The organism is Mesorhizobium sp. WSM2240 (assembly GCF_040438645.1).
In the GTDB taxonomy this organism is placed as follows: domain Bacteria; phylum Pseudomonadota; class Alphaproteobacteria; order Rhizobiales; family Rhizobiaceae; genus Allomesorhizobium.
Window position 1 is genome coordinate 213,434 of record NZ_CP159253.1, and the last position, 12,932, is coordinate 226,365.

Sequence of the window (12,932 nt, forward strand, 5' to 3'; positions counted from 1 at the left end):
AGCGGGGATGCCGGCTCAAGGAAGGCTGGACAACCAGCCATGACGCACGTGCTTGCGATCGATCTCGGTGGCACGCAATTGCGGGCGGCGGTCTATTCCGGCGACGTCGCGGCGATGCGCGACATTGCACGTGAGGCCGCACCCTCCAGCCTTGCCGAGTTCACGAGCCGCATTTCTGCGTTGTGCGCCGAGGCTGGCGGTGTGACGGGGGTGGGCCTTGCGGTACCGGGCCTGGTCGAGGGAACGACCTGCCGCTGGATTCCCAATCTTCCCTACCTCGACGGCGTCGACATTGCCGTACTCCTGCCGGAAGTGCAGATTGGCCTGGGCAATGACGCGCAGATTTCCCTGCTGGCGGAAAGCACCGCAGGCGCGGCGCAAGGCGTCTTGGACGCGCTCCTGCTGGCGATCGGAACCGGCATCGGCTCGGCCGTACTTGCCAACGGCCAGATCGTCGCCGGGTCGCGCGGCGGAGCATGCTCTTTCGGCTGGGCCTGCGCCGACATGGACGATCCCGGCGAGGAGCGCAGCGGCTGGCTGGAGCGCATGGCGGCGGGCAGGGCGCTTGACGTCATAGCCGCCCGGATCGGCAAGGCGAGCGGCGCCGATCTGATGGCGTCGGCGCGACGTGGCGACCGCGCGGCCATCGCCGCCTTGCAGATCCCGGCGCAAAGCCTCGGGACGGCGCTTGCCGGCGCGGTTGCGCTGCTCGATCCCGAGATCGTTCTGATCTCCGGCGGAATATCCGATGCGCTCGACGTGCTTGCACCGCCAATCTTGGCGACGATGCGAAGCCATCTTCCCGCGCATCTGCGCTGGATCGAGATCAGGGCCGGAACATTCGGTCCGCGCGCCGGACTTGTCGGAGCCGCTATCGCCGGAGCCGCTGGCGAGAACTGGAGACAGTTGAGATGAGCGAGGCGACATATACGCAACCTGATCGCCGCCGGCCGGAGCCACTGTGGTATCAGGTCGAACAGGCCATCCGCGCCATCATCAAAAGCGGCGAGTGGCCGACCGGCAGCCAGATTCCGGCCGAGGACCGGCTCGGCGTCATGCTCGGCGTCAGCCGCATTACGCTGCGCCACGCGCTGCGAAATCTCGAGGAGCAGGGGCTTTTGCGGCGCGAACACGGCCGCGGCACGTTCGTGCGCAGCGCCACGCTGGTCGCCGGAACGCGCGAACTGACCAGCTTTACGCAGGAGATGGGCAATCTCGGCCTCGTCGTCGGTTCGCGCATTCTCGATTTCGGCATGGGCTCGGCGGATGCCGCGACCGCCGGGGCCCTGGAAATCGAGGAAGGAGATCCGGTGGTGCGCATTCGCCGACTTCGTCTCGGCAATGATGCGCCGATCGGCATCCAGACCGCGCAACTGCCGGGCGGGCGGGTGCCGAACTTCCTTGAACCCGGCCCGCCCGAAGGCTCGCTCTACGAAACGCTGAGCAGGCGCTACGGGATCATGCCCGTGGAAGCCCGCGAGGTCTATCGCGTCGCATCGGTGGGCGTCGACGATGCGGCGCTTCTGGACCTGACGGCGGGAAGCCCGGCTTTCGTGGTGGAACGCGTCACAACGGATGAACGTGGTCCGTTTGAATTCACGGTTTCTGTCATGCGCGGCGACCGTTACGAAATCCGCTCGACATTGCGGAGCTAATCCAAATCACAACAGGAGTAGAATTGTGTCTGACCTCTATATCGGCCGTTTGGCCGCGCTGATCGAACAGGCTTCGGCCGCCAATGGCGAAGCGTTCGAAACCGCCTCCGGCCGCTTTGCCGACACGCTAGAGGCCGGCGGGCTGATCCATCTTTACGGGTCGGGCCATTCGGTGCTGCCCTGCCAGGAGGCGTTTCCGCGCTACGGCACCTATGTCGGCTTCAACCCGCTGACCGACCCGCGAGTCATGTGGCACAATGTGCTCGGCGCCGGCGGCGTGCGCGAACTGCTGTGGCTCGAGCGCACGGAAAACTACGCCGAAAAGTTCCTCGACCACCAGCCGCTCAACGAAGGCGATTCCATCATCATCTTCGGTCACAGCGGACGCAATTCGTCCGGTATAGAAACCGCGCTCTATGCCAAGGAGCGGGGCCTGTTCGTCGTCGCCATCACCAGCAAGAACAATCTCGACAAGCCGGCCACGCATTCTTCCGGCAAGCGTCTGGCCGATGCCGCAGATCTCGTCATCGATACCTGCTCGCCGATCGAGGACGCCATTGTTCCGGTGGAAGGCTGGAGCCGCCCGGTGTCCGGTTCATCGACTGTCCTGGCGATGATCATGACCCACGAGCTTATCGCGCGTACCGCGCAGAACCTGTCCAAACGCGGCATCGAACTGCCGACCTTCGCGTCGCCGACGATCGCCGGCGTGACGCTGCACGACACAGACGTGATCTATGGCGTCTACCGCGAGCGCATGATTGAGGCGCAGAAGAAGCACCTGCCCGCGTTCCAGGCAAAAATGCGCGGCGAGAAGTAGAAGCGCCGCGGCGGCGCAAGCCGTTCAGAGCTAAAACTAAGTCGCTGGCCGAAACGGGTTGGCCGGCGACGCGGGAAATGCAGCGGCAGCGTTTGGCGGTTCTGCCCGGTCATGCCAGTCATCCTGCCCGATTTGCTGTGATTTCGGAGCCGACAACATGCCGATATCCCGTTCGAGGGCGGCGAACTCCTCGATCAGCCGTGTGCCCAGCGCCCGCACCGCCGGGGACGACTGGCGGTCGCGGTGGATCAGGAGGCCGATCTCGCTGGCGGAAAGGTCGGGTTCCGCCATCGGAATATGGGCGAGTTCGCCGCTCTTCAACTCGTCCACGAAACCGGTCGGGGTGAAGAAGCCGATGCCGAGACCGGCAAGCATCACTTCCTTGGTCATCGGCAGCGAGTTGGTGAGCAGAACCGATTTGAACTGCGCGCCGCTGTGGGTAAACTCGGCCTCGGCCGTGGCGTTCAATATCCACGGATCGCTCAGCATGCAGACAGGATAGGCGGCGCAGTCGGTGAGCGTCACCTCCTTTCTCCCGACCAGGGGATGGTCGGGCCGCATGATGGCGCCGATCCGCATCCTGATCCGCGCCGCGACCTCGTAGCCGCGGTGCCGGCGGTCGATGAACAGGATTGCGATGTCCGGTCGCTGCGCGCGCATCTCCTCGGTGTGTTCTTTCGGAGCGGCGTCGATGACGCGGAAGGCGATATGCGGATGCTGTCTGGAGGTGGCCTCGATGGCGCGCGGCAGAAGGCGCACCAGCGGCGCCGGGATCGAGACGATGCGCACCTCGCCATGGATGTCGCCCGAAAGCGTGGAGATGTCGCTGCGCACATTGTTCCAGCGGGCGAGCGTCTCGCGGGCATGGCGGATGACGTAATCGCCGGCGGCGGTCGGCCGGACGCCGTTGCCCACGCGCTCGAAAAGCGGCGTGCCGATTTCCGCCTCGAGCTTGAGAATCTGGCGGTTTACGGCCGACGAGGCGACGTTGAGAACGCCGGCCGCGCGCCTTATCGAACCCAGCCGTGCGACCTGATCGATGTAACGCAGAACCACTGCATGCATCAAATGTCTCCCGGATTGGAAGGTGATGCCGTTTCGGCATCACCACTCTCGAATCTTTATGCTTCCTGCGAGCGCCTTGTCACCCCTAAAGTCCCTGAGGCTTCGGAAACAGCCGGTGCAGGAAATCGAAAAAATACCTGCGCCAAGCTCGAAGCAACCGGCCCGGGAACGGCCGACAACAAGGGGAACCACCACGATGACGAAGATGAACTTTTCGCGGCGGACCGTGCTCAAGGCGGGAGCCGGGCTGGTTGGCGCGCTTTCCACGCCGGCAATCATTTCCAGCAGAGCCTTGGCCCAGGCAGCGCCAAAGACAATCAACATGCAACTCGGCTGGCTCGGAGGCGGCAATCAACTCGGCGAGGTCGCTGCAAAGCACCTCGGCTATTTTGCGGAAGAGGGGCTGGAATTCGCCATTCAGCCGGGCGGTCCGAGCATAGACGGCGTTGCCATCGTCGCGTCCGGCCGTTTCGAGATCGGCCAGGTCTCGTCCAGCCCGTCGCTGATGCTGGCAGCCTCGCAGGACATTCCGGTCAAGGCCTTCGCCGTCAGCGCGCAGGAACATCCCTATGCTTTCTTCTCGCTGCCCTCGGCGCCGATCAACACGCCGCAGGATATGGTCGGCAAGAAAATCGGCATCCAGGCGACAGGAAAAATCCTGCTTTCGGCGCTTCTGAAGAAGCACAACATTCCCGAAAGCGAGGTCGAGGTGATCGTGATCGGCGCCGACATGACGCCGCTCGCCACGGGCCAGGTCCAGGCGGTTACCGGCTGGCTGACCAACACGACGGCGATGGCCGCACTGCCAGAGAAGCCTGTCGCGCTGAAGATGTGGGACCACGGCGTGCAGCTCTACGCAAACCCCTACTATACGACCAACGACATGCTGGAAAAGGATCCGGAAGCGCTCGCCGGTTTCCTGCGCGCCGCCGGCAAGGGTTGGCTATATGCCAAAGAGCATCGCGAAGCGGCGGTCGACCTCCTGATCAAGGAATTTCCCAACCTCGTTCGCGACGACGAACTCGCCGCCTCCGAGATCATGCTTGCCCACGTCTTCACCGACGCGACCGCCAGGAATGGCTGGGCCAGTTTCGATCCCGCCGTCTGGGAAGCGCAGATCAAACTCTATGACGAGCTGGGTCAGTTCTCGGCCGGGGCGCCTGCACTCGACGAAGTCGTCACCACAGCGATCCTTGAGGCCACCGCCGACGCACGTCCGAAGATCGGATGACCGGAACTCGACGAACGCTTCATGACGAATGCGGTCGTGAGGACCGCAACAGAGTGGCCGACAGCGTGCGGCCGCGGGACTCGATCGCGCCTGGCGAACCCAATAGGAGCAATACAATGGCAGTCGCCGTACTCAAGCCGGTCGAACGACCGGCGCCCGTACCGGAGGAAATCGCGGTCGAGCTCGAGCAGGTGTCCGTCCGGTTCACCACCGAGCGTGGCACCATCACCGCGCTTGACGGCATCGATCTCACCGTGCCGAAGGGCGGCTTCCTCACTCTGCTCGGCCCCTCCGGCTGCGGCAAGTCCACGCTGCTGCGTGTCGTCGCCGATATCCTCAAGCCGAGCTCGGGCTCGGCCAAGGTGCTCGGCAGCGATCCGTCCGCGGCGCGCTCGCGGCGCGATATCGGCTTCGTCTTTCAGGATGCGGCGCTCCTTCCATGGCGCACCGTGCTGGAAAACGTCACCCTGCCGCTCGAAGTCGGCGGCGGCGCGCCCAGGGATCGTGCCCGCGATCCGCGCGAACTCCTGGAACTGGTCGGGCTTTCGGGCTGGGAGCAGGCGTTTCCGCATGAATTGTCTGGCGGCATGCGCCAGCGCGTCTCGATCGCGCGTGCCCTGGTTTCCAGCCCGAAGCTTCTGTTCATGGACGAGCCGTTCGGCGCGCTCGACGAGATCACCCGCGACCGCCTGAACGAGGAACTGCTTTCGGTGTGGGAACGCACCGGCACGACGATCCTCTTCGTCACCCATTCGATCTACGAGGCCGCATTCCTTGGCCAGGAGGTGCTGCTGCTTGCGGCGCGTCCGGGCCGGGTGAAGGAACGCGTGCCCGTCGACCTGCCGCATCCCCGCAAGATCGCGATGCGCGAGACGCCCGAATTCGTGGCGCTGGTCTCGCATCTGCGCCGTGTCCTGGAGACCTGCTGATGTCCGTCACAACGCCAGATACCGCGCCGCTTGGCGCTTTCGCCGAAGACGACAAGGCGCAGGAAATCTATCTTGCCGCCAAGCGCCGCCTGCTCTGGCGTCGCCGTCTGCTGCCGATCGTCGCCCTTCTGAGCCTGCTGGTGCTCTGGGAGATTTCGGTGGCCGTGTTTGACATCCAGCCCTACATCGCGCCGGCGCCAAGCGCCATCTTCAACGTGCTCGTCAATCGGTTCGGCATGCTGATGTCGAACCTGCTGCCGACCGCTATCGAAGCGATTGCAGGCTTCATAATTGGCAATCTGGCCGCGATCATGATCGCCACCGCCTTCGCCTACAAGGACACGCTGGAGGAGGCGTTCTTTCCAATCGCGGTGATGGTCAACACCATCCCGGTCGTCGCCAAAGCGCCGATCCTCGTCCTGTTGCTTGGCAACGGCATGGAGCCGAAGATCGCGATCGCGGCGATCATCTGTTTCTTCCCGACACTGGTCAACATGACGCGCGGCCTGCGTGACGTGAACCCGCAGCAGCTGGAGCTGATGCACGTATTGTCCGCCTCGCCGCGCGAAGTGTTCCTGAAGGTGCGCTTCAAGAACTCGCTGCCCTATCTGTTCTCCGCGCTGAAGATCGCCGCCTCTACCGCCGTGATCGGCGCAATCGTCGGCGAATGGATCGGCGCAACCCAGGGCATCGGCGCGCTCATCATCCAGGCGACCTACAATTTCGACTCGCCGCTTCTCTACGCGACCATCGTGGTCGGCTCGGTCTTTTCAGCCACCTTCTTCGGCGTGATTTCCTGGGCCGAGCGGCGCGTCCTCACATGGAATGTCGCCCGGACTTGATCCCGCAACCCCTTCCGCCCTTTTCGAATCTGGAGTTTCCAATGACCACCAAACACATGATCGACGAGCCGGCGGGCAAGGCGCCGGTTGTGGCCGAGGCCGACCTTGTCGTCGTCGGCGGCGGGCCGGCAGGCATCGCCGCGGCTGTCGCCGGCGCCCGCAACGGGCTCAGCGTTACCCTCCTCGAACGCTATGCCTATCTCGGCGGCCTCGCCTCGGGCGGCATGGTGCTGGTGCTCGACGATATGTCCAACGGGCCGGAAGTGACGGTGCGCGGGCTCTGCTCGGAGCTCATCGACCGCATGACCCGGATGGGCCTTTGCGTCACGCCGCCGGAGGAGGACTGGATTTCCGATACCACGAAATTTCAGCAGTGGGCGCGGTGGGGCGTTTACGACTTCCATTCGCACCAGAAGCCGCAGCCGATCTGCTATGCGTCGGCCTTTGATCCCGATGGGTTCAAACGCGCGTCAAATGCGATGGTCGCCGAGGCGGGGGTCAACCTTCGCTTGCACAGTTGGTTCTCGAAGGCCATCGTCGAGGACGGCGCGGTCAAGGGGATCGTATGCGAATCGAAGAGCGGCCGGCAGGCCGTGCTCGGCAAGGTGGTGATCGACGCCACCGGCGACCTCGACGTGGCGACCTCCGCCGGGGCCGCCTTCAGCCAGGGCTCGTTCATCGTCACCACGGTTTTCCGCCTCGGCAATGTCGACACCGTCGAAGCCGAACGTTTCGAGTATGAGGAGCCGGAAGCCTTTGCGGCGATCGATCGCGAGGCCAAGCGCATCATGGGCGGTTCGTGGGAGCGCTGGTGGCTCAAGACGCCGCTGCCCGGCGTCGTGTGGTGCAATTGCCCGCATATGGCGGGCTTCGACGGGCTCTCCGTCGAGGACCTCACCCGCGCCGACTTCAAGGGCCGGGAGCGCATCGCGGATCTGGTCGCCTATGCGCGCGAAAAGGTTCCCGGCTTCGCCAACGCCGTCGTTATCGATGTCGCGCCGCAGATCGGTGTGCGAACGTCGCGGCTGCTGGAGGGCGAATACGTGATGACCAAGGAGGATGTCGCCTCGCGCCGGCATTTCGCCGACAGCGTCGCCCGCGGCCGCGACTACTACTATCCCTACCGTACTCTGCTGCCCAAGGATGTGGGGCAATTGCTCGTTGCCGGACGTCACTATTCCTCGACGGCGGCCGCCCAGCGCATCTCGCGCGAGATCCCGCCATGCATGGCGATGGGCGAGGCGACGGGCGTCGCCGCGGCGCTGGCGCTGGAATCAGGCGTGACCGTCGACCGTGTCGACGTGGCCGAACTGCAAAGGCGGCTGCGCGCGCAAGGGGCCGACCCGGGCGACCAGCCGGCCGCCAATGCTTCCATCCAGATCGCCGCGGAATGACAGGAGACCATCGCATGCAACCGACAGACACCCAGCCGCTTTCGGGCATCAAGGTCATCGACTTCACCCAGGTGATGCTCGGGCCGAGCTGCACGCAGGTGCTCGCCGATTACGGCGCCGACGTCATCAAGATCGAGCGTCCCGGCGCGGGCGACCTGTCGCGGACGTCGATCGCCGATGATCCCGACGGCTTCAACAATCCTGTCTTCCGCAGCCTCAACCGCAACAAGCGCTCGATCGCGCTCGACCTGAGGAAGGACGAGGCCAAGGCGGTGATCTACGATCTCGTCAGGAACGCCGACGTGGTGGTCAACAATTTCCGCGCCGGCGTCATGGAGCGAATGGGCTTCGGCCATGACAGGTTGGCGGAGATCAATCCGCGCATAATCTCGGCCTTCGGCTCGGGCTTCGGACCTTCGGGACCGCTGTCGCACAAGGGCGGCCAGGACATTCTCGCCCAGGCGCTTTCCGGCGTCATGGCGCGCCGCGCCGACGAGGCCACGCCGATGACCATATATCCGACGGCGCTGGCCGACTACACGGCCGGCATGCACCTCGTGCAGGCGATCCTGCTGGCGTTGATGCAGCGCGACAAGACCGGCCGCGGCCAGTCGGTTTCCGTCTCGCTGTTCGAATCCATGCTGGCCATGCAGATCCAGGAAGCGGCGATGTGGCTGCAGCGGCAAAGGCACCTGAACTGGGCGGCTTTCCCGCTGACCGGCGTGTTCGAGACGACCGACGGTGCCGTCGTGCTCGTCGGCGCGTTCAAGCAGAATCCGCTCAAGGATATCTGCGCCGCGCTCGGCCTGCCCGACCTCTCGGCAGAACCGCGCCTGTCGACCTTTGCCGGGCAGGCCGCCAACAAACCGGAACTGCAGGCGAAATTCCGCGAGCGCTTCGCCTCGAACACGACGGCGCACTGGCTGGCAAAGCTCGAGGAGCAGGATCTGCTCTGCGCGCCGGTGCTGACACTGTCGGAAGCGCTCGATCACGGACAGACGCAGTCGAATGGCTCGATAATCGAGGTTGCGGACGCACATGGATCGTTCCCGTTGCTTGGCTCGCCGCTGACCATGGACGAGAGCGCTTTTCAGGTTCGGCATGCGCCGCCCGGCCTTGGCGCGGACGGACGTGCAATCCTCGAAGAAGCGGGCTATTCGGCCGAGAGCATCGAGGCGCTGATCGCCTCGGGCATTGTTGCCGGCGAAAAGCGTGGCGAGGCGGCATGAGCGTCCATTTTTCCGTCGAGAACCACGTCGCCCGCGTCACCATCGACCGGCCGGACCGTATGAACGCGGTCGACCTCGCCACCGAGGCGGAACTGGTCCGCATCTGGGAGCAGATAGAGAAGGATCGCGACATCCGTGTCGTCGTGCTGACGGGCGCCGGCGACCGCGCCTTCTGCACTGGGGCCGACATGAAGGGCGAAAGCAGCGGCCTGTCGGGCCTCGAATACTGGGCTGCGCCTCGACCCGGCGGTTTCGGCGGCATCGCGTTGCGCGACATGCTCGACGTACCTGTCATTGCCCGCGTCAACGGCCATGCGCTTGGCGGTGGCATGGAGATGGTGCTTGGCTGCGACATCGTCGTGGCGTCGGAGAAGGCGACCTTCGGCTTGCCCGAGCCGCGCGTCGGACGGCTGGCGCTCGACGGCGGCATCGCGCTTTTGACGCGGCGCATCGGCCATGCCGACGCGATGGGGCTGCTGTTGACCGGCCGGCGCATCGCTGCGGACGAAGCGCGTCAACTCGGCCTTGTCAACGAGGTAGCCGCACCGGATGCGCTCGACGCGGCGGTCGATCGCTGGGTGAGCGACATTCTTGCATGTGCGCCGCTCTCCGTGCGCGCCATCAAGGCGATGGTGCGGGCGGGCGAAAGCATGAGCGCCAGGGAAGCGCAGATGCTGCGCTTGCCGCAACTGGTCGAGGCGCTGAAATCCGAGGACCAGGATGAGGGCGTCAAGGCGTTCCAGGAAAAGCGGCCGCCGAACTGGAAGGGTCGCTGAGGCATCCCATGGTTTATGTGATCGCTTCCACCTGCATCGACGTGAAGGACGGCGCCTGCCAAGACGTCTGCCCGGTCGAGTGCATCTATGAAGGCGGGCGGATGATGTATATCCACCCCGTGGAATGCATCAGTTGCGGGCTCTGTCTTTCCGTCTGCCCGGTGGACGCGATCTGGTCGGAGGACGATCTCCCGGAGCGTGAGCGACAGTTCCAGACGATCAACGAGGAGTTCTTCGGGCCGGAGGTTACCGGCTGGGGTGATCCCGGCGGCGCATCCGCAAAATACCGGACCGAACTGGACCACGCGGAGGTCGCAGCAGCGAAGAGCAAGGAAAAAGCCTGACCATGAGAGTGCTTCAGAATTTCATCGCCGGACGCTGTCGGACAGAGCTGAGGTCGCAGCCAGGCAGCGCGAGCATGGCCGCGACGCCGCCGGGATTTTACACCACGGTGAAAACCGCTTAAACGCTGCCGTAAATCCCAGGAGTGCCGCATGACCAAGCTTAAGGGCGTCATCGCCGCGGCGGCGACGCCGCTCGCCGCCGACTTGTCGATAGATCTCGATCGTCTTGTCAGCCATTGCCGCTGGCTGCTTGGTGAAGGCGGTTGCGACGGCATCAACCTTCTCGGCTCGACCGGTGAGGCGACATCGTTCTCGGTCGGGCAGAGGATCGAGGGGATGTGCGCGGTGGCCAATGCCGGATTGCCGCTCGACCGCTTCATGGTCGGCACGGGCGCAGCGGCTCTGGACGATGCCGCGCGCCTGACCGCGGAGGCCAAGGCGTTAGGCTTTGCCGGGGCGCTGCTCTTGCCGCCCTTCTACTACAAGGGCATCGCCGAGGATGGCCTCGTCGCCTATGTCGAGACGCTCGTCCGCCGCGTCGGCGCCGATGGGCTGAACCTCTATCTCTACCATTTCCCGGCCAATTCCGGCGTACCCTATTCGGCCGATGTGGTGGCTCGATTGCGCGACATGATGCCGGAAACGGTGAAGGGACTGAAGGACAGTTCCGGCGATCTCGACTATTCCGCCGGTCTCGTCAGGCGCCTTCCGGGCTTCGATGTGTTTCCGAGCGCGGAGGCCTCGCTGGGCCGCGCCGCCGAACTCGGCTTCGCCGGGTGCATTTCGGCTACCGCCAATGTCACCGGCCGGTTTGCCCAGCTTTGCTGGAGCGGCGAGGGGGCTTCGAAATCGCAGGGGCTCGCGGCCGCCGTCGAAATCCGCGCCGCCGTCGCCAGATTTCCGCTGGTCGCCTCGGTCAAGGCTGCGCTGGGGCTGCTCACCGGCGATTCCGGCTGGAACCGCGTGATGCCGCCGCTCAGCAGCCTTTCGTCCAGCCAGGTCGAGGCGTTGCGCGAAAGCCTGCGATCGACCGAATTGCTTGCGTCGGCCGCAGCCTGATTCATCTTCGCGGAAGCGCGCCCGGCGGTTCGACGCCGACACGCCCGGAACAAGGCCAACAGGTCGGTTTCAGGGCGGGAAATTCATTGATCGGATGGCCCTCCGCGGCGCTTGACAGTGCATCGGGCGGGTTAACATTGCGCTCGGCAGCCTGTATTGAGGTCCTGCTGCCCCCGCTGCATCAAACCAGTCGAGGAATACCCTATGAAACTCAGCATCTTCGGGACAGGCTATGTCGGCCTGGTTACGGGAGCCTGCTTCGCCGATGTCGGCCATGAGGTGCTCTGTATCGATGTCGATGCCGGGCGGATCGCGATGTTGAAGGAAGGCAGGGTGCCCATCTTCGAGCCCGGACTCCGCGAGATGGTCCTTAAGAACGCCGAAGCGGGGCGGCTGAAATTCTCGATCGATGCGCCGGCCGGGGTGCGCTTCGCCGATTTGATCTTCATCGCCGTCGGCACGCCGCCGCAGCATAGTGGCTCCGCCGATTTGAGCCACGTTCTGGCGGTGGCCGAGACGATCGGCGAGCACATTGACGGCTACAAGATTGTGGTCGGGAAGTCGACGGTGCCGGTCGGCACCGCGGACCGGGTTGAGGCGGTGATCGCCGCCGCGCTCGCCAAGCGAGGCGCGACACACGGGTTCGATGTGTGCTCCAACCCCGAATTCCTGAAGGAAGGCAGCGCCATCGAGGATTTCACAAAGCCGTCCCGCATCATCATCGGTTCGGAAAAGGAAGCCGTCCGCAAGACGCTTCAGGAGTGCTACGCCCCCTATAACCGCAACCACGACAAGCTGATCAGCATGGATGTCCGCTCGGCGGAACTGACCAAATATGCCGCCAACGCCATGTTGGCGACCAAGATCAGCTTCATGAACGAGATGGCCAACATCGCCGAGCGGCTGGGCGCCGATATCGAGGAGGTGCGCCAGGGCATCGGTTCCGATCCGCGCATCGGCTACCAGTTCATCTATCCCGGCTGCGGTTACGGCGGCTCATGCTTCCCCAAGGACGTGCGCGCTTTGGCCCACACGGCGGAAGAAGCGGGATTCAGGGCGGAACTCATGGAGGCTGTGGAGCGCGTCAACAATGCGCAGAAGGGGGTGCTCTTCCGTAAGCTGGAGCAGGCTTTCGACGGCGACCTGAAAGGCCGCACCATCGCGTTGTGGGGACTGGCCTTCAAGCCCAACACAGACGACATGCGCGACGCACCCAGCAGGACGCTGATGGAAGCGCTGTGGGAGGCGGGCGCCAGCGTCCGCGCCTTCGATCCGGAAGCGATGAAGGAGGCGCGACGGCATTATGGCGAGCATCCCGACCTGTTCCTTACGGCCGGTCATCTGGAGGCCGCCGACGGCGCCGATGCGCTGGTGATCTGCACCGAATGGAAGCAGTTTCGGGTCGTCGATTTCGCCTGGCTCAAGGCCAATCTCAAGAGCCCGGTCATCGTCGACGGGCGCAATCTCTACGAGCCGGACGAGGTGCGCCGCCACGGCCTGCTCTACTACGCGGTCGGCCGCGGCGATTCCGTGCGCCGCGACGGCGCAATGTCGGAATCGGCACCCCGCCGCGCGGTAGCGTAGATTT

Annotated in this window: 13 protein-coding genes; 12 read left to right on the forward strand and 1 reads right to left on the reverse strand. The window is 64.6% G+C overall.

All coding sequences use genetic code 11. From position 1 onward, the window contains the following. Positions 1–39 precede the first annotated feature (39 nt). From ABVK50_RS01045 to ABVK50_RS01055, 3 genes are read left to right on the forward strand one after another with little or no spacing between them, the layout of a single operon-like run. Positions 40–915 carry an ROK family protein gene (locus ABVK50_RS01045; RefSeq protein ID WP_353643207.1) on the forward strand — a complete coding sequence of 292 codons (876 nt, stop codon included), beginning with the start codon at positions 40–42 and terminating at the stop codon, positions 913–915. Continuing rightward, complete coding sequence (locus ABVK50_RS01050) at positions 912–1,655, forward strand: GntR family transcriptional regulator (RefSeq protein ID WP_353643206.1); 744 nt, start codon at positions 912–914, stop codon at positions 1,653–1,655. Before ABVK50_RS01045 ends, ABVK50_RS01050 begins: the two co-directional genes overlap by 4 nt. Positions 1,656–1,680: 25 nt before the next feature. Continuing rightward, on the forward strand, positions 1,681–2,475 hold the full coding sequence (locus ABVK50_RS01055; RefSeq protein ID WP_353643205.1) for a sugar isomerase domain-containing protein: 795 nt from the start codon (positions 1,681–1,683) through the stop codon (positions 2,473–2,475). A 36-nt stretch (positions 2,476–2,511) separates the two neighbouring features. On the opposite strand, the gene ABVK50_RS01060 is transcribed toward ABVK50_RS01055, so the two are convergent. Beyond that, entirely contained in the window at positions 2,512–3,540 is a 1,029-nt protein-coding gene (locus tag ABVK50_RS01060) for a LysR family transcriptional regulator (RefSeq protein WP_353643204.1), read from the reverse strand. A 196-nt stretch (positions 3,541–3,736) separates the two neighbouring features. Between ABVK50_RS01060 and ABVK50_RS01065 the strand changes: the two genes are divergently transcribed. The 9 genes from ABVK50_RS01065 (at position 3,737) to ABVK50_RS01105 (ending at position 12,928) form a co-directional block, all read left to right on the forward strand. After that, the gene (locus ABVK50_RS01065; protein ID WP_353643203.1) at positions 3,737–4,771 is read left to right on the forward strand and encodes an ABC transporter substrate-binding protein; all 1,035 of its coding nucleotides are present in this window, start codon (positions 3,737–3,739) and stop codon (positions 4,769–4,771) included. Positions 4,772–4,887: 116 nt separating this feature from the next. Continuing rightward, the gene (locus ABVK50_RS01070) at positions 4,888–5,700 is read left to right on the forward strand and encodes an ABC transporter ATP-binding protein (RefSeq protein ID WP_353643202.1); all 813 of its coding nucleotides are present in this window, start codon (positions 4,888–4,890) and stop codon (positions 5,698–5,700) included. Continuing rightward, entirely contained in the window at positions 5,700–6,542 is an 843-nt protein-coding gene (locus tag ABVK50_RS01075; RefSeq protein ID WP_353643201.1) for an ABC transporter permease, read from the forward strand. The genes ABVK50_RS01070 and ABVK50_RS01075 overlap by 1 nt, the downstream gene beginning before the upstream one ends. Positions 6,543–6,583: 41 nt before the next feature. Further along, positions 6,584–7,936, forward strand: coding sequence for an FAD-dependent oxidoreductase (locus ABVK50_RS01080; protein ID WP_353643200.1), 1,353 nt, complete (start codon positions 6,584–6,586; stop codon positions 7,934–7,936). Positions 7,937–7,950: 14 nt separating this feature from the next. Beyond that, positions 7,951–9,165: a CaiB/BaiF CoA-transferase family protein gene (locus ABVK50_RS01085; protein ID WP_353643199.1), complete on the forward strand. Its 1,215-nt coding sequence runs from the start codon at positions 7,951–7,953 to the stop codon at positions 9,163–9,165. Further along, complete coding sequence (locus ABVK50_RS01090) at positions 9,162–9,941, forward strand: enoyl-CoA hydratase-related protein (RefSeq protein ID WP_353643198.1); 780 nt, start codon at positions 9,162–9,164, stop codon at positions 9,939–9,941. Before ABVK50_RS01085 ends, ABVK50_RS01090 begins: the two co-directional genes overlap by 4 nt. Before the next feature lie 8 nt (positions 9,942–9,949). Next, positions 9,950–10,285 (forward strand): ferredoxin, encoded by a 336-nt coding sequence (gene fdxA / locus ABVK50_RS01095; RefSeq protein WP_353643197.1) that lies wholly within the window; start codon positions 9,950–9,952, stop codon positions 10,283–10,285. 150 nt (positions 10,286–10,435) lie between these two features. Continuing rightward, positions 10,436–11,344, forward strand: coding sequence for a dihydrodipicolinate synthase family protein (locus tag ABVK50_RS01100; RefSeq protein WP_353643196.1), 909 nt, complete (start codon positions 10,436–10,438; stop codon positions 11,342–11,344). A 204-nt stretch (positions 11,345–11,548) separates the two neighbouring features. Next, complete coding sequence (locus ABVK50_RS01105) at positions 11,549–12,928, forward strand: UDP-glucose/GDP-mannose dehydrogenase family protein (protein ID WP_353643195.1); 1,380 nt, start codon at positions 11,549–11,551, stop codon at positions 12,926–12,928. The last annotated feature ends 4 nt before the right edge of the window (positions 12,929–12,932 follow it).